A 16,896-nucleotide genomic window follows, 5' to 3' on the forward strand; every position below is an offset into this window, starting at 1 on the left:
TTATGCTCCATACGGCAATCGAGTGGCTTCTCGCCACCATTCTCAAGTTTGGCTACCCGGGCATTTTCCTGCTCATGGCGATGGAGAGTTCCGTCATCCCGGTTCCAAGCGAACTGGTCATGCCCCCCGCCGGGTACTGGGCTGCCGACGGGAAGATGAATATCTGGGTCGCCATTCTCTGCGGCACTGTCGGGAGCCTGGTCGGCGCCTACGCCAACTACTTTGCGGCACAGTACCTCGGCCGCCCGCTGGTGCTCAAGTACGGAAAATATGTGGGGATCAGTGCTGAGAAGTTTGCAAAGGTGGAGTCATTCTTCCATAAACATGGGGAAATATCAACGTTCATCGGTCGCCTGCTGCCGGTGGTGCGCCATCTTATCTCGCTTCCGGCGGGGCTTGCGCGAATGAACCATTTCAAGTTCTCCATCTATACCCTGCTCGGCGCGGGCATCTGGTGCAGCGTCCTTGCATGGATCGGTTATGTCCTGGGAGAAAACCAGGACCTCATCATGAAATACTCCCACCAGGCGGTCATAGGAGTCATCCTCTTCAGTGTAGTCTTGATCGCTGTATATGTGTGGCGGCACCGGAGGAAGTCTCTCTGATCCCGTCCTGAGCTGAACCCGCAGATAAAGATAAAGCCCCGAAGCACAAGCTCCGGGGCTTTATCTTTTATATGAAGTGCGGAATTGGATTACTTCGGCACCTTCTCCCAGTCTTCAAGGAACTTCTTGATTCCTGCATCGGTCAGCGGATGCTTGGCGAGCTGGATCATGACGCTGAAGGGGATAGTGGCGATGTCGGCGCCGATGAGGGCGCTGTTCAGCACGTGGATCGGGTTCCGTACGCTGGCGACGATGATTTCCGTCTCGTAACCGTAGTTGTCGAAGATGGTGCGGATTTCCTCGATGATCCCCATGCCGTCCTGGGAGATGTCGTCGAGCCGGCCGACGAAGGGAGAGACGTAGGTGGCGCCGGCTTTGGCGGCGAGAAGCGCCTGCATCGGCGTGAAAATGAGGGTGACGTTGGTCCTGATCCCTCTGCTGTGGAGGGTTTTGGTGGCCTTGAGCCCCTCCGGGGTCATCGGCAGTTTTATGACGATGTTGGGGTGGATGACCGCCAGCACCTCTGCTTCCCGGATCATGCCGTCATGGTCAAGGGAGACAACTTCTGCGGAGATGGGACCGTCGACGATGCCGGTGATCTCCTTGATGACGTCTTCGAACTTACGCCCCGATTTGGCGATGAGGGACGGATTGGTGGTGACGCCGTCCACGAGGCCGAGCGCATGCGCTTCCCTGATTTCCTTGACGTCGGCAGTGTCGATAAAAAACTTCATGCTTCCTCCGTGTTAGTGTGATGCTTCGTTCTTGTGCTGCAGCTGCTCCTGGAACTTGTGCAGGCATTCCATCGAGCAGAAGTAGATCTTTTCTCCTTCGAGGTTGCCTATGACCGCGTCGTCCCGGCTGACGTAAATGCCGCATACCGGATCTTTACGCGTCTCTTCGGCTTCAGGCTCTGCCTTCGGGGCGTCCTCTTTGCGCTGTGCAATGAACCCCTTTACGATCCGGAAGCCGACGTAGATCAGTACGAGCCAGACCAGCATTTTCATAATGATTCTCCTGTCAGATTCGCATTACCCGCTCTCCGTCGGGAAGCGCGGCAAGAAGCTCCGATACCGTTTTTCCGAAGAGTGGGTGGACGAAGTCGGGGGCGATTTCGGAAAGAGGCACGAGGACGAACCGGCGTTCATGCAGGCGGGGGTGCGGGATGACCAGATCGGGTTCATTCATGGTCAGGCAGCCGTAGAACAGGATGTCCAGGTCCATGGGGCGCGGCCCCCACTGTTCGGTCCGCTGCCGCCGGAAAACATCCGTTTCGATTTTTTGCAGCTCCGCAAGGAGTTGTGCCGGAGAAATCTCCGTTTCGAGACGAAAGACGGCGTTGAAGAAGTCCCCCTGAACCACCGGCCCGACCGGTTCAGTTTCGTAAAAGGAGGAGAGCGATGTGAGCCTGGTTCCCGGAAGCTTGCCGATCTCGGCCACCGCCCGTAACAGGTTCAGTTCACGATCCCCCTGATTGGAGCCGGCGGCTATAAATACGTTCTTTTCCACCGGTGGATTAGACCATAAAAGACACTATTTTTCAACAACGGGAGGAAGACCGGAAAGAGGAGGGCCGAGAACCCTGCGAACTAGGGGAATGGTGGTTGCGGCACCAACCATGAAAAGCCCCCAGCCTAAGGCCCGGCGCTGTCGATTGTCGAGGCTGTCGGAAAGCAGCAGCCCGGCCCCCGCTCCGAGGGCGACGCGGGTCCCGGCCAGCAGCGACACTTCCAGCAGTGAGAGGTTGACTTTCTTCATTGCATCTCCTTGGGTGCCCGTAGGACTTTGCGCACGATAATACACGGCTTCATTGCGAAAGCCAACAGTTGTGGGGGATAAGGGGATGGTGCCCCCTACTTCCTGTTTGTCGCCCGCAACATCGTCCAGTAACCGAAGAAGTTGACCGGCATCCGCTCGAGTACGTCGAGCTGTGTCTTGCGGAGAAACTCGTCGAGAGAGAAGTCGGGCTTGAATCCGATCATGTTGGAAAGTGGGGAAACGAGCCGCTCGATGAAGCCCATCAGACGGTTGGGGTGCCGGAAGTGGTTGACGATGAACAGCTCGCCGTCCGGCTTGCAAACCCGGCGCATTTCGTTCACCACGCGCACCGGGTCGGGTGCTACCGATACCACGTACATCGCGACAACCTTGTCGAAACTGTCTGCGGGAAATGCCATTCGCTCAGCGTCCATTTCCTTGAGGGCCGCTACGTTGCCCAGGCAGAGCCGCTCCCTGAGGACTTCGGCGCGCTCCAGCATTTCCGGTGATATGTCGATCCCGACCACCTGCACAGAGGACTCGTAGAGGGGAAGGGAAAGCCCCGTTCCCACGCCGACCTCAAGCACCCTTTCTCCCGGTCGGCAGTTCATCTTCGCTACCGCCTTCCGGCGTCCCTGGTCAAGAATCGGACCGAAGCAGAGGTCGTAACCGGGAGCGTATCGACGATAGGCGGATTTGACCGCATTTATATCCATTCCGGAGCTCCTTGCATTTCATGACAGCAACCCGAGAGAGTACAGGTTTTAGGTTAGCTGAATTTACATGACATGCAAGTCGCACTGCCTCGCGGTAGTGCCGGGGTGTCAGATTTCCCCGTGCAGAGAAGTGTCGCAGTTCATGCATTTCTTCGTGAAGAAGTTGCCGGTCATTCCCCGGACATGGAAATGTTTTCGGCAGGCGGGACATCGGGAGAAGCCGATGACGAATTCGAGGATGATTCCGGCGGCAATCCAGATAATGCCGCTCATGATCACCGTTCCTTCGGCGAGATCGAACATGGTGAGAAAATAGACAAGGGGGGCGAAGGCCAGGATGATGAAGAAGAGAAGCCTCCGCATCAAGCGGATTTTCCGCAGGCCCCGCGTTATCTGCGCAGGGTCGATCGTATCGGTCATTGGAGGTCTCCGAGGCCTGGCGGAGAGGTACGGCGTGCACAGGCACAGAGGGATAATACGGTTTTTATGAAGCAATTTCAATTCTAAATCTTTGCATGAATGTCTTGAACGGCTGCCGCATCATAATATAATGAGCAGATCGAAATTGCGGTTCATTCGGTGCACGGGAGGTGCCATGGATGCCAACGATCCGGTAGTGGAAAAAGGTCGGGAGATTTTCAGCTTGATGGAAGCGGAGCAGCCGGCGGTTTTCGACCGGCACCGTTGGGCAGGGGAGCTGATGCACCTAGCCATGAAGGATCCGCATCTCAAGGTGCAGCTCTTCCGTTTCGTCGATGCCTTCCCTACCCTTACAAGTAGCGAACTCATTACGAGGCATCTGCGAGAGTATTTTCTGTCAGGTGAAGCTCATCTTTCCCCCATTGTACAGCAGCTACTGGTCGGTGCCTCATCCGGGCTCGCTTCGGGAGTGACATCCGCCATTCTCCGCAGAAACATCATGTCTTTCGCACGAACGTTCATTGCCGGAGAGACCCCGGCATCTGCGGGAAAGACGTTGCAGCGCCTCCGGGAGACGGGAAGGACGTTTACGGTAGATCTGCTTGGGGAGGCTGCGCTGTCGGAACAGGAGTCCTCGCGATACTCCGATCTTTACCTTGAACTGGTAGAGCACCTTGCTGCCGATCTTCGTCACCGGCATGCGCCGGCGCCTCTTCGTGAGGATCTGTTTCCTTACCTCAATGTGTCGGTGAAGGCGAGTTCCCTGTTTCCACGGATCGGGCCCCTTAATTACGAGGAGAGCGTGGAGCAGGTGAGGGTGCGGCTCCGGCCGATTTTCCGCAAAGTGCGGGAAGCCGGAGGTTTTATAAATTTAGACATGGAGATGTTCAGCCTCAAGAACATTACAATTGAGTCTTTTATCGCCCTGCTGGACGAAGAGGAGTTTGCCGGATGGAATGGTGCGGGCATAGCTCTGCAGGCGTACCTGAAGGAGACGGAAGAGGACCTTTATCGGCTGGCGGAATGGGCTGAGAGTGGGAGACGGAAAGTCACAGTCCGTCTCGTCAAAGGAGCATACTGGGAATACGAGACGGTAAACGCGGCCCAGAAGGGGTGGCCGTCGCCGGTATTCCCCAGGAAGACTCACACGGACTGGAATTTCGAACGGTGCGCCGAATTCATGCTTCGAAACAGTCACTGCATTACCTCGGCATTTGGTACCCATAACGTGCGTACCCTTGCCTTCGTTCTTGCGACGGCGGAGCGGGTAAGTGTTCCGTCGGGCGAATTCGAGGTGCAGATGCTGTACGGCATGGCGGAGCCGGTCAAGAGCGCCCTTCGGGAGATGGGTCAGGTGGTGCGCGAATATGTGCCGATAGGGGAGCTCCTTCCCGGTATGGCTTACCTGGTGCGGCGGCTCCTGGAGAACACGTCCAACGAAGGATTTCTGCGTCAGGCTTTCGTGGAGAACGTGGATCGTGACGCGCTTCTTGCCCCACCCGAACCGTGGCGGCGGGAGGAGCATGTTGTCTCCTCTGAGGAGCCGGGTTTCCGGAACGAGCCACCCCTCGACTTCTCTCTCCCGGAAAATCGCAGAGGGTGCCGCGAAGCCGTCCAGAGGGTGCGTGGGAAGCTTGGGAGTCTCTATCCTGTAGTAATCGACGGAAAGGAGTACCCTGCGGGAAATTCCATCGAATCCAGAAACCCCTCCAACCCGGATGAAATTGTCGGCACCGTTTTCGGCATCGACAGGGAGCTTGCCGATCGTGCCGTCGCCTCGGCCGTAAAAGCCCAGGCTGTATGGCGTGCTGCAAGTGCGCAGGAACGGGCGGATGTTCTGTTTCGGGCCGCGGCTATTGCAAGGCGTGACCGGCTGGAGCTGCTGGCCTGGCAGGTGCTGGAAACGGGGAAGAACTGGGCTGAGGCGGATGCCGACGTCATCGAGGCCATCGATTACCTGGAGTACTACGGCCGGGAGATGCTGAGGCTTGGGGGGAGGAGACGGCTCATCTGCCCACCGGGGGAGGAGAATCTCTATCACTATCAACCCCGCGGCGTGGGCCTCGTAATTGCTCCGTGGAATTTCCCACTGGCGATATCGGTGGGGATGACGGCTGCGGCTTTAGTTACGGGAAACACTGTGCTCTACAAGCCGTCGAGTCTCTCTCCCGTGAATGGCTGGCAGATGTTCCGCCTCTTCCGGGAGGCGGGGCTCCCCGACGGGGTGCTCTCGTTCGTTCCGGGGAAGGGGGAGGCGGTGGGAGACCACCTGGTAGCGCACACGGACATAGACTTCATTGCTTTTACAGGTTCACGGGAGGTGGGGCTTCACATCGTCGAGCTGGCGGGGAGGAAAGCTTATGGGCAACGGAGTGTCAAGCACTGCGTCATCGAAATGGGGGGGAAGAATGCCATAATCGTCGATGAGGATGCCGATCTGGACCAGGCGGTGGCGGGGGTCGTGCACTCGGCCTTCAGCTACCAGGGGCAGAAGTGTTCCGCCTGCTCCCGCGTGATTGTTCTTGCCGGGTGCTATGATCGATTCGTCCAAAGGCTTGCCGATGCTGTCAGGACCATAGCCGTCGGGCCGGCCGAAGATCCTGCCTGTTTCATGGGCCCGGTCATCGAAGGGGGCCCCCGTGATGTAATCCTCGGCTATATCGAAACGGCACGGGAGGAGGGACGTGTGATCCAGGGAGGGCCTGTTCCGGAGTCGGGGTGGTATGTCCCACCGACGCTGGCACTGGACCTCCCGCCGGAATCGAGACTCCTGAGAGAGGAGATTTTCGGACCCGTTCTGGCGGTGATGAGGGCGAAGGATCTGGACGAGGCGTTGCGGCTGGCGAACGGGACGGATTTCGCACTCACAGGAGGCGTCTATTCCCGCAGCCCGGCCACGATTCAGCGAGTAATGGCCGAATTCCGAGCTGGAAACCTCTATATCAACCGTTCCATCACCGGAGCCATAGTCGGACGTCAGCCTTTCGGCGGCTTCGGGATGTCGGGGCTCGGTTCCAAGGCGGGAGGAAGCGACTACCTCCTGCAGTTCATGGTGCCGAGGGTAATCACGGAGAACACCATGCGGAGAGGGTTCACGCCGGAAGTGATAGCGTGAAAAGCAGGTAGGTATACCTCCATCTGATAGTTCAAATGTCGAGAACAACCATGGCCCGCCAGCCCTCGGGCGTCTGCTCGACCTTGAAGCGGTACATGGTGACGGCCTTAACGTCGGCGCTCAGGTTGTGCCTTCCGTAGTCGATCTCTTCTCCTCGGGCTACGGCGCGCAGGGAGAGAAGTGAGGATCCGAAACTGATTTTTTCCGCCCGCAGCAGCAGTCGGCGCGAGTCCTTCTGGAAGACGAGCTCGTTGAGAAAGTCGAAAAGCAGGAGGTCGAGGGCCGAATTTTCCAGATTGAAATTCACTTCCCGCTCCAACCGGACCGTGTCAAGATCATCGAGCATGACATTCAGCATCGCGTCGGCAGCGGCGATGAACATCTCCTCGGGAGTACTCCCCCATGCTTCGAATGCCGCGTCGGCCGTTGCTATCTCTTCCAGGTACCGGTACGGCATGTTTCACCCCTTTACGTTCCCGATCGGGACGAGCCGGACCACCCGCTTGCTAAGACCCGCGAGTTCGGTCGCCTCCACCACTTCATCGATGTCCTTGTAGGCAGAACCTGCCTCTTCGGCGAGCCCTCCCCATGACACGCTCCGTACGTATATCCCTCGCGCGGCCATCTCCCGTTGCAGCTTTTCTCCCCGGTGCATTTTTTTCGCCTGGTGACGGCTCATGGTCCGGCCGCTGCCGTGGGCGGTGGTGTAGAAATTCTGATCGCCGCTCGGCACCCCCGCCAAGAGGTATGACCCCGTTTCCATGCTGCCGCCGATGATCACCGGCTGCCCCGTCTTCTGGTATCGTTCCGGCAACCCCTCCATGCCGGGTCCGAATGCACGGGTGGCGCCCTTTCGGTGAACGAGAAGCTCCCGTTTTTTACCGTCCACCTTGTGCCGCTCCAGTTTTGCGGTGTTGTGGGCCACGTCGTAGACCATGTCCATTCCCAGATCGGTCGGGTCCTTTCCGAAGATGTCGGAGAAGACTTCCCTTACCCGATGAAGAATCACCTGCCGATTGGCAAAGGCCATGTTGACGGCGCACTTCATCGCAGAAAAATAGGCCTGCCCTTCCGGCGAGCGAAAGGGCGCGCAGGCCAACTCTCGATCGATGATCTTTATCCCGTATTTGCGCTCCATCACGCCCAGAAAGGAGGAGAGGTAGTCGGTGGCAACCTGGTGGCCGAAGCCGCGGCTGCCGCAATGGAACATCACTACAACCTGGTTCGGGCGATCTATGCCGAATGACCGCGCCAGTTCCTGGTCGAGAACGTTTTCGGGACGTGCAACCTGTATCTCCAGATAATGGTTTCCCGAGCCGAGAGTGCCGAGCTGATTGTAACCTCTTTCTACGGCTTTTTCCGAGACCCTGGTGGCGTCCGCTCCAGGAAACCTGCCGCTCTCCTCGGTCATTTCGAGATCGGACTGCCATGCATAGCCGTGGCGCATGCACCAGTGGGAACCTTGCTCCGCTACTTCGCGAAACTCGTCCTGGGATATCCTGACGAAACCGTGGCTTCCGACTCCCGCCGGTACGCGCCGGAAAAGACGATCCACGAGCCGCTCCAGGTGCGGCCTCACTTCATCGTAAGTAAGGTTAGTGAGGACGAGCCTCATCCCGCAGTTGATGTCGAACCCTATTCCGCCGGGGGAGATCACCCCATGTTCCGGATCCATGGCCGCAGCTCCGCCGATAGGGAAGCCGTATCCCCAATGGCCGTCCGGCATGCAGTAGGCATGGTTGACGATGCCGGGGAGGCAGGCGACGTTGCTGATCTGCTCGAAGACTCCCGCATCCAAAGCGTTCAGCAGCTTCTGGGTCGCAAATATGCGGGCCGGAACGAGCATCCCCTGCTTGTATGTAGGGGGCAGGTCCCATACGGTTTCAGAAATCTTCCGTATCTGTTGCGGTACGGGCATGGTATTCCCTCGTAATTTCCGCGATACAACTCCAGGTGCATTCAACTATATCACAGATGCACGGACCCTCAAACCGTACCGAACTCACTGTAACTATTCATGAAATAACGGTTTGAAGCGCGGGAATCTTGTGGTAAGATCGCGCCACACTAATAAGCGGGAGGTGGGGGATGATTAAGTATATCGACGTGAAAACCCGTACCAGAACGGAAATGATCGATATAACGTCCCAGGTTCAGGAAATCGTCAGAAATTCCGGAGTACGTTCCGGAGTCTGCCATCTGTTTGTCCTCCATACCACCGCGGGGATCACGATAAACGAGGGAGCGGACCCGGCGGTGCAGCGGGACATGGTCGCCTTTCTGAATAAGCTTGTACCCCATGACCCCTATTTCACGCATCGGGAAGGCAATTCGGACGCACACATCAAGTCGTCTCTGGTGGGCACCTCTCAAAATATCCTGATCGAGAGCTCGAAGCCGGTCCTGGGCACGTGGCAGGCGGTCTATTTCTGCGAGTTTGATGGGCCGAGGCAGCGGAAGGTGGCAGTGAAGATCGTGGCGGACGATTGAGATGCTCGGTTAAAAGCGAAAGACTGCATTGACAGCCAGCATGTGAAGTCCGGTCTCATACTTCCCGTTGGCGCGATCGACAGCACTCGTTGGGGTGGGGGGGGCAGCATCTCCTATGGAGTTGTTCTTGTTTCTGCCCTCCAGCATCTGATATGCATAGGCAAGGCTGATTTTGAATTTGTTGTAGTCCAGATCCGTTCCCGCACTGAAAACATGTGTTGGAGCGTCGGGAATGGATGGGTCGAATGTGTCTTCGGGGACCGGAGTTCCTCCATAAAGGTATCCGGCAAGCAGGGCAGTCCTCTCGCTCAACTGGTACCTCCCTCCGATGTTATAGGAAAAGGTGTCTTTCCAGTTCCTGATTGTAGTCATTGACCTCCCGTCGTGTAGAAGTACCTGTAGTTGCTTGAATGAGGACCAGCCTTCCCACCTTATACCTGCTTCTAGTTGAAGGGCAGGGATCCCTCGGTAGCTGATGCCACCCTGGACCTGCCGAGGCAGTGTGAATGAGGTAGTCCCCCGCGAATTTGCCAGTTGTGCGGCAACTATCTGGGGAACACCGGCGGGTACCAGAAATGAGGCATCTCCTTCGACATCTACTTCTATTTCGCTGCGGTAAGATGCGCCAAGTGAAATGTCAGGTGTCACATCGTACGAAATGCCGATATTGTAACCGATACCTGTTCCATCACCTTCAAATTTTTGGGATGCGTCCGGAAGAGGCGAAAGCTTTACCTTTTTTTCCAGGGTCGCATCGAGAAACAGAAAATCTGGTCCCGCCGCTACTGAAACATTCGGCAACACGCGGTAAGATACAACGGGATTGATTGTAAAGGTCTGCATTTCAGATACAGTCGAAATGAACCGGCCTTCCCAATTGCCGTCCCAGTCGGTGCCGAGCCCGAAGGGGCTGAATACCCCCAGGCCCGCGCTGAGTTCATTGTTGACCGCGTGGGTTACATAAAGTGTTGAAGGGAAGAAAGTTTTTTCGGATTCGGTTATTCGGCCGGTCTCACTACTTTTGAACCGGCGTGATGATATGAGGGCGGTGGTGCCGATGGATATTTGCGTGCCCTTGAGCTTGTTTATGAGCGCTGGATTGTAAAATATGGCAGAGGGATCATCAGCATGTGCAACTGCTGCATTTCCTTTTCCAAGTGCGGAAGCACCCTGAGTGAAAATTGCAAAACCGGAACCGTGGGCTGTCGTTGTTCCTGCGATGAACATTATGAGTGCGGGTCCCAACCTCTTCAGGTTCCTTTTCATTTCGCCCACTCCTGTTGTATAAGAAACGTGTATCTGTCTTCGGCAATGCAGGATTGTTCTTTAGCAGCGACAGTAAGTTGTTCTTCCACTTGAAAAGAAAACTGAGAAAGGTTCAGGGACAATATTGAAAACCAACGACTATCTGATGGAAAATGATGAAGAAGTTATAAGGCTCGATTTCAAGACCGATCCGCAGGTCGTGGAAAAGCAGGCCATATGGGCCGGATTGAAGCCTGGTATGAGAGTCGCAGACATTGGTTGCGGTTCAGGGAAAACAACTTTCAGGCTTCACCAAATTGCTCAACCCAATGAAGAGTCAATAGGGATTGACATTGGAGCACAGAGGATCAGGTTTGCCAAGGAAAATTATTCTCATCCTACGTTGAAGTTTGAGTGTGCCGACGCGCGTAATTCACTTGAATCGTTTGGAAAATTTGACTTTGTGTGGGTGAGATTTCTTCTTGAGTACTACCGGGAAAACAGCTTTGAAATTGTGAAAAACATAAGCTCTTTGCTTAACAAGGGCGGGATACTATGTCTTATTGACCTTGACCATAACTGTCTCAGCCATTACGGATTAAGTCAAAGGCTGGAGTCAACTGTGTCTTCTGCCATGAGGTTGCTTGAAACCAGTGCCAACTTTGATCCTTATGCAGGCAGAAAATTGTACTCGTATCTGTACGATCTTGGATTTACTGAAATGAACGTGGATGTGGCTGGGCATCATGTTCTTTTCGGAGAGTTGAAAGATTCGGATGCTTTCAATTGGCTTAAGAAGGCGGAAGTTGTTTCAAGGAAAATCGGCTTCGAGTTCGAGGGGTACGAGAATGGTTACGAGGAATTTGTAGAGGAGTACATGAAATTTTTGTCAGATCCCAGAAGGTTCACCTATTCACCGATTATATGTTGTAGAGGTATAAGGTAATTCAGGAATTGATGCGTCCCAAGTTATGGAGGGAGTGAGATCCATAATGCCTTTTGTAGTAACTAATAAAAGCGTTTACTATCTTTCTTTCAAATCTTTCTCCACTTTCGCCTTCCAATAGCGCTAAGGCTTCGTCCAGCGGCATGGGTTCTCTGTAGTGACGTTTGGAAGTAATTGCTTCAAAGAAATCTGCTACTGCAATGATTTTTGCTCCCAGAGGGATCTCGTTCCCTTTAAGGCCAAGGGGATAGCCGCTCCCATCGATTTTCTCATGATGAGAGCCAGCTATTTCGGGTACCTTTTGCAGCATACCTTCAAAATTTATCTGCTCGAGAATTTCGCGTGTCTTGGAGGAATGAGTTTTTACGATGTCAAACTCTTCGCTGGTCAGCTTCCCCTCTTTCTTCAAAATCGAATCAGGAATGCCTATCTTGCCGTAATCATGCAATAATGCAGCGACTCTCACTGTTTCGCGATAATCCCTCGGAATGGCCAACTCATCGCAGATGCCAAGGGCATATTCTGTGACAGCGGTTGAATGGCCTGCAGTTAACGAGTCTCGTGCGTCAATGCTTGCTGCCAAGACTTGAAGAAGGGATCTGAACTGACGTGTCTTGCTTTCGATAAGTTGAGCATTCCGAATGCTGATTCCGATCATAGGTGCGATTCCCATCAGCTGGCTCATGTCGCTCTGCAATAATGGGCGCTTCGATTTCAGGTTGTCGACAGCGAGTATTCCAATCGGTTCGTCTTCACAGATGATGGGACAGCATATAAAGGACTTTGAGCCCAGTTTTTTTGCATATGCCAGGCTTCGCAAGGACAAGGTGCCTTCCAGGTCGTCTACATTGTTGATGAGGAAAGGTTTCTTTTCTCGGAAAGCTACGATGAACACACCCGTTGATTCGGGACGGTCCAGGTGGAAAGTTGTTTTTTGAAGGAGACTCATGAACTTTTTGTTGTAACCAAAGCCGGTTTGAAACATAAGTTTTGTTTTGTCGTGATTGGCAAGAAGTATGAGGCCTCTGTCATAGTCTAGCCGGTTTTCCAGGACTTGTATGATATCTGAAAGGATCTTGTCTATGCTTGTCTGGGTACTAAGAGCTTGGCCTATTTCATTCGAGAGCAAGGCGTTATTATAATTTATATTTATTTGTTCAAGAAGTTTATCCGTTGAGTCACGTAGGTTGTTCAAGCCAGCTTGTACTTCTTTGTAAGAAAAATGTTTCGTTATCAGGATCATGCACAGGGAAAAAACCAAGCTCGCTGGACCTACGATACTTATTCCGAAGGAGGGATCTATAACAAGTGCAATTATTGTTGAGATGAAAACAAGAGCAATCGAAGCAAATGTCAATCGATTCCAGAAGGCAACAGGGGATTTGTCCCAGGTGAATACGTATTTACAGTGCGAAGATCCATTGAACATGCACTCGGTATGCTCTATTTTTGATGCATTATAATTGAATAACATTAGTATTGCTTCGAATGTTCCCAGGCGATTTTCACACTGAAATGGTTTTTCCTTTATACCCAGATTTGGTGTAACAGTAATTTCAACTTTGTTTGATGAGATAACTCTTGATTCATAGTGTGACGACCTTGTAAAGTTTTTCGCCCCGTTACCCAGCATTTCAAACGCCTTAGCCGGTCCCACCAGTCCGAGAAAATATTGCCGCATAACGCCGCTGGCGTCAGGAGATGCTGCGTGTCTTCCTGCTTCTCGTGCAATGTTGCTGTTGCCTGTTGCCTGGGCGAGTTTGTCGTGAAACAAATCTACCTGTTCCTGTGTAAACCAGTGCCCTTGATCTGCTATTTCATAGGCCTCCATCTTTGCATGCTTGAGCAATTCTGAGATGTTGATGTAACTATAGTTCCTTTTGATCAACTTAATGTAGTTGTCAATTATTCTGCTGTTGTATAGCTGCATGCCGTTGTTAATGTATTTCATTCTGTTTGTAGTTGCTGAACCTGAAGAAGTTCTTCAGATATTTGAAGTATGGGTCAGAGTAAGCCGTGTCGATAATGAACAGGTTGTATAGCTTCTCGTAAGCAAGCTGGTTATCAACTGCATATGAGGCAGGGTAAATCAGTATCGGAGCCTCCTTGCAGGAATGTTTGGTGACAACCATCAGCAGCGTGGCGTGCAGTATCGTGATGGGAAGAGATTCACAGTCAGTCACAAATACTTTGAGGCAGTTGGTAAGATCCGACAGGTTCAAGCCCAATTCGGATACTGTCAAAATGATTACAGCTTTAACAGAGCCATTTTTTTTAATCGAATAAAAATGACGCTCCCGCCTCAACCCTGCTTTTTCAAATGCTTCCGATACCGGTTCCTTGTCCGTTACGGGGTTGTCCAAATCGAATGCAGGAATCAGTAGCCCACCTGAAGCGCTATCGTAAAAATATTTAAATTCCTTTAGCTCCTCATCGCCCAGTTTTCCAACTATCCATCCGGGTTTGTCCGTCCCCCAGGTGATGCAGGAGAGAGCTTTCATCTTCAAGTAAGCAAAAGTATCGACAGAGCATGCAGTTCTGTCATTGATGTATTTAGCTACCCCCCCAAAGATCCTGTTCGGGAATTTGTTGTCCGGGCGGTAGTAGCATGCCAGGTAATTCATGTGGGCAGAGAAAATCGTATGACAATCAATGATGGAGCGGCTCAGACTGTTAAGGACGTCAAGGCCTGCGTTAAAGTGTTCATTTTTTCTTGACGCATGATGATGAATAAGCCATGTCTTGTTATAGAATCGCAGCATCGACATATGACCGTCTATTCTATCATCCTGTTGATAGACAAAGTGTCTGGCAAAGGGTAGATCGCCCTCATACAGCTTTTCCAATGTATTCTTCAGCTTCTCTTTATGCTTTTCCAGGTTGAGGTATTTTTCAGGATAAATAAAGCCGGTATCGAAGAAAAAATTCCAAAGTTGATGAGCGGTGACCTTGTTGCAGACATATGAATCTTTATCCTTTACCTGCTGTACAAGTCCGAGAATCTTTACATGGTCGTTCGGATCAATATCAAGGATTGAAAGTCCGCTTCTGGCTACAGTTTGTTCGGCGGTATTCTGCAAGCTTTTATGGACAACCTGTACAGTGCAGATGACATTAAAGCTCCCAGAAAGACAGAACTCAGCATTAGTCAGGATTAGCCCTGGCAACAGCACTGTCTTTTCCAGACTTTCATCAACAGAAAAACCTGAACCGGATACATCAAAAATTTCCAGATTAAGGAGCGTGTTGGTTAGCGGATGTTTGAAGTGTAGTCGTGGTGAAGGCACCAGCCTGTGTCTAGTGCTTCGTGTCTCCCTGGAGCTGAATCGCTGTATCCTGGAGTGGAGCGGTGTTAATACAAACGTTTTTGTTCTAGGAGTCCCAGAGTGTTTCTTGATTGCACACTCACCTGAATATACAACCTGGCTGTTACACAGGAAGAGTATATTAACTGGTTGATCTACATTAATCCAGTGCAGCGACTGAGGAGGTGTAGAGAACAATTCGACCTTGAAAGAGGCTCCACTGAAATCTAGTAGCCACCCCTGAAAAACCACGCCATTCTGGATGAGCTGTGCCTGTACATTTTTGCAGTAGTGGCGATAGGTGCGCCGCTGATTAACAGAAAATGACGTTTCCGGCAGGAGGAAACTGATTCCATTTCTGCTCTGTTTGATTACTTCGGCACTGACTACAATAAGCTTTTGCCCGTCAGCCACACATAAGTTGCTGAACTCGAAATTTTGTAAAGATGCAGGCTCGCCCCCGGGTGCCCAAGCACAATGAAGTTCGTTGCTGCCGCACGGAAGAGGTGTTGCCGGGATGGTGATGGAGTTTTTGTACAGGGAATGTTTGAAAACTACGTTTATGGTCTGATTTTGGAAATTTATATAATTAAGTTTGTTGACCAGATATTTTTTGCTGATCTTCTTCCCTCTATCTTCTGGCCGATCAGGAGGTGGGGGGGCAGTTTTGCTTTGCACTTCAGATGAGGTATCCATGACCTTCCTTTGTGCGTGAATTAAAACATTGTTAGTTCCAGCTTCGCAAATGTACTAACACATTTCTGTGTGCTGCGCAACTATATAAAAAATCGTTCATTTTTGCCAACAAAAAAAGCTCCCGAAAGGGAGCTTTTTTGTTATTAGCTTGAAACATCAGTGGGTATTGCTGTTACGAATTCAGGTACTCATTGATCTTGGCTGCGAGTGTTTTATAGATCCGCTCGCATTCCCGCTCATCCTTTTCCAGCAGGGTTACCCTGAAACCCTGGTGATGGGTCGCGAAGGAGGAGAGGGGGACGGCGCATATGCCGGTGTGGGCAAGGACGTAGTAAACGAACCGCTTATCAGGAGAGGTCCCCGCGGCATTGACTAGGCCTTCGACCAGTTCCTTGACTTCTGGGTTGCCGATGGGCAAGCTCTGCCGACTGTTAAGAAGCCCTTCCCGGAAGGCGACGGCCATATAGAAAGCCCCGTTGGTGCGGTTGACGAGGAGCCCTGGGACCTCCTTCAGGTAATCATAGGTGATGTTGCTCATCCGCTCGTAGCGGGAGATTCGCTCCGCCAGATAGACCGGGTATTCCGGGTGTGACATGATTGCCGGAATGGTCTTCTGTGGAAGAGTTGTCGAGCATACTTCATTCATTTTCGACGTGAGGATCGAGTTGATGTACTTGTCGAAGCGTATGTCTTTACCGTAGTTGTAAACTTCGACCCAGCCGCAGCGGGAGCCGGGCCATGGGAATTCCTTCGATATTCCTTTCATGGCGATGGCGGGAACCTCACCGATGACGTCGGAAATGGGTACGGTGGATTGGCCGTTGTAGACGATGTTGTTATATACCTCGTCTGCGATGATGAAGAGGTCGAACTCCTTGGCGATCTCGACAATACGGCGCAACGTCTCAACCGGATACACCATTCCTGTCGGGTTGTCCGGGTTGATGATCATGATTCCGGAGATCTGCGGATTGTACTTCACGTGGTTGCACAGGTCCTCCAGGTCGGGATACCAGTTGTCCTCGGCCTTGAGCCGATAGCAGATGGGAGCGGCGAGGGCATGCCCAGACTCGCCGAGGGTATGGGTCGTGTAGGTCGGTGAGGGCATCAGGATGCGGGTTTCATGGCGGAGGTTGCCGTAGACCTTGGCGATGGCGTCCCCAAGCCCGTTGAAGAAGATGATGTCGTCAGGGGTTATGCGGGCACCGCCGCGGCTGTTGGTCATATCACATATGAACTCGCGGGTTTCCAGCACCCCCCTGGTATGGCAGTAGCCATAGGTGTCGTTGCTGACAGCCTCCTTTGCCACGATTTCCTTCATCCATTGGGGAATCACTTCCCCTTTGACGATAGGATCGCCGATGTTCTCCCAGTTTATTTTCACTCCATGCTTCTGCAGCTTTTCCGCTACGTTGACGATATTGCGGATTTCGTACGTCAGCTCGCCGGCACCAGGCATTACCAGTTCATTTCGCATCTTCTTTCTCCTCTGTTATTTAAATCAAGTACTGAGTCAGTGATCCTGAAAAAGAAAAAGGCCGTGGGGGGGACCCACGGCCGGTTACAATCCAAAAGGTGCAACTCTCAGGCAGAGGGCAAG

General features: G+C 52.7%; 16 protein-coding genes. 4 read left to right on the top strand and 12 right to left on the bottom strand.

Annotated elements, in window-relative coordinates:
* Positions 1-2: 2 nt before the first annotated feature.
* Positions 3-605 carry a DedA family protein gene (locus tag CFB04_RS15765; protein ID WP_088536282.1) on the top strand — a complete coding sequence of 201 codons (603 nt, stop codon included), beginning with the start codon at positions 3-5 and terminating at the stop codon, positions 603-605.
* 89 nt (positions 606-694) lie between these two features.
* On the opposite strand, the gene fsa is transcribed toward CFB04_RS15765, so the two are convergent.
* The 6 genes from fsa to CFB04_RS15795 all read right to left on the bottom strand — a co-directional run bounded on the left by fsa (position 695) and on the right by CFB04_RS15795 (position 3,499).
* The gene (gene fsa / locus CFB04_RS15770) at positions 695-1,339 is read right to left on the bottom strand and encodes a fructose-6-phosphate aldolase (protein ID WP_088536283.1); all 645 of its coding nucleotides are present in this window, start codon (positions 1,337-1,339) and stop codon (positions 695-697) included.
* A gap of 12 nt (positions 1,340-1,351) precedes the next feature.
* Positions 1,352-1,612, bottom strand: a complete 261-nt coding sequence (locus CFB04_RS15775; protein ID WP_088536284.1) for a YHS domain-containing protein — start codon at positions 1,610-1,612, stop codon at positions 1,352-1,354.
* A 13-nt stretch (positions 1,613-1,625) separates the two neighbouring features.
* On the bottom strand, positions 1,626-2,114 hold the full coding sequence (gene folK, locus CFB04_RS15780; protein WP_088536285.1) for a 2-amino-4-hydroxy-6-hydroxymethyldihydropteridine diphosphokinase: 489 nt from the start codon (positions 2,112-2,114) through the stop codon (positions 1,626-1,628).
* 24 nt (positions 2,115-2,138) lie between these two features.
* On the bottom strand, positions 2,139-2,363 hold the full coding sequence (locus tag CFB04_RS15785; RefSeq protein ID WP_088536286.1) for a hypothetical protein: 225 nt from the start codon (positions 2,361-2,363) through the stop codon (positions 2,139-2,141).
* Between the two features lie 95 nt (positions 2,364-2,458).
* Complete coding sequence (locus tag CFB04_RS15790) at positions 2,459-3,079, bottom strand: class I SAM-dependent methyltransferase (RefSeq protein WP_088536287.1); 621 nt, start codon at positions 3,077-3,079, stop codon at positions 2,459-2,461.
* Between the two features lie 108 nt (positions 3,080-3,187).
* Positions 3,188-3,499, bottom strand: a complete 312-nt coding sequence (locus CFB04_RS15795) for a hypothetical protein (protein WP_088536288.1) — start codon at positions 3,497-3,499, stop codon at positions 3,188-3,190.
* A 175-nt stretch (positions 3,500-3,674) separates the two neighbouring features.
* Between CFB04_RS15795 and CFB04_RS15800 the strand changes: the two genes are divergently transcribed.
* Positions 3,675-6,614 (top strand): proline dehydrogenase family protein, encoded by a 2,940-nt coding sequence (locus tag CFB04_RS15800; protein ID WP_088536289.1) that lies wholly within the window; start codon positions 3,675-3,677, stop codon positions 6,612-6,614.
* A 31-nt stretch (positions 6,615-6,645) separates the two neighbouring features.
* Here the strand turns inward: CFB04_RS15800 and CFB04_RS15805 are convergent, their stop codons facing one another.
* Entirely contained in the window at positions 6,646-7,071 is a 426-nt protein-coding gene (locus CFB04_RS15805; RefSeq protein WP_088536290.1) for an archease, read from the bottom strand.
* Between the two features lie 3 nt (positions 7,072-7,074).
* Complete coding sequence (locus CFB04_RS15810) at positions 7,075-8,532, bottom strand: RtcB family protein (protein WP_088536291.1); 1,458 nt, start codon at positions 8,530-8,532, stop codon at positions 7,075-7,077.
* Positions 8,533-8,702: 170 nt separating this feature from the next.
* Between CFB04_RS15810 and CFB04_RS15815 the strand changes: the two genes are divergently transcribed.
* On the top strand, positions 8,703-9,104 hold the full coding sequence (locus tag CFB04_RS15815) for a secondary thiamine-phosphate synthase enzyme YjbQ (protein WP_088536292.1): 402 nt from the start codon (positions 8,703-8,705) through the stop codon (positions 9,102-9,104).
* A 9-nt stretch (positions 9,105-9,113) separates the two neighbouring features.
* On the opposite strand, the gene CFB04_RS15820 is transcribed toward CFB04_RS15815, so the two are convergent.
* Positions 9,114-10,370 carry an OmpP1/FadL family transporter gene (locus CFB04_RS15820; RefSeq protein WP_088536293.1) on the bottom strand — a complete coding sequence of 419 codons (1,257 nt, stop codon included), beginning with the start codon at positions 10,368-10,370 and terminating at the stop codon, positions 9,114-9,116.
* 124 nt (positions 10,371-10,494) lie between these two features.
* On the opposite strand from CFB04_RS15820, the gene CFB04_RS15825 reads away from it, so the two are divergent.
* Positions 10,495-11,295, top strand: coding sequence for a class I SAM-dependent methyltransferase (locus CFB04_RS15825; protein WP_088536294.1), 801 nt, complete (start codon positions 10,495-10,497; stop codon positions 11,293-11,295).
* Between the two features lies 1 nt (position 11,296).
* On the opposite strand, the gene CFB04_RS15830 is transcribed toward CFB04_RS15825, so the two are convergent.
* From CFB04_RS15830 to CFB04_RS15840, 3 genes are all read right to left on the bottom strand, one after another.
* Positions 11,297-13,246: an HD domain-containing phosphohydrolase gene (locus CFB04_RS15830; RefSeq protein ID WP_231934233.1), complete on the bottom strand. Its 1,950-nt coding sequence runs from the start codon at positions 13,244-13,246 to the stop codon at positions 11,297-11,299.
* The gene (locus CFB04_RS17955) at positions 13,233-15,296 is read right to left on the bottom strand and encodes a PilZ domain-containing protein (protein WP_157698817.1); all 2,064 of its coding nucleotides are present in this window, start codon (positions 15,294-15,296) and stop codon (positions 13,233-13,235) included. Before CFB04_RS17955 ends, CFB04_RS15830 begins: the two co-directional genes overlap by 14 nt.
* A gap of 172 nt (positions 15,297-15,468) precedes the next feature.
* A complete protein-coding gene (locus CFB04_RS15840; protein ID WP_088536296.1) occupies positions 15,469-16,773 on the bottom strand; it encodes a pyridoxal phosphate-dependent aminotransferase in 1,305 nt (434 codons plus the stop codon).
* Positions 16,774-16,896 lie beyond the last annotated feature (123 nt).

The organism is Geobacter sp. DSM 9736, from assembly GCF_900187405.1.
GTDB lineage: Bacteria > Desulfobacterota > Desulfuromonadia > Geobacterales > Geobacteraceae > DSM-9736.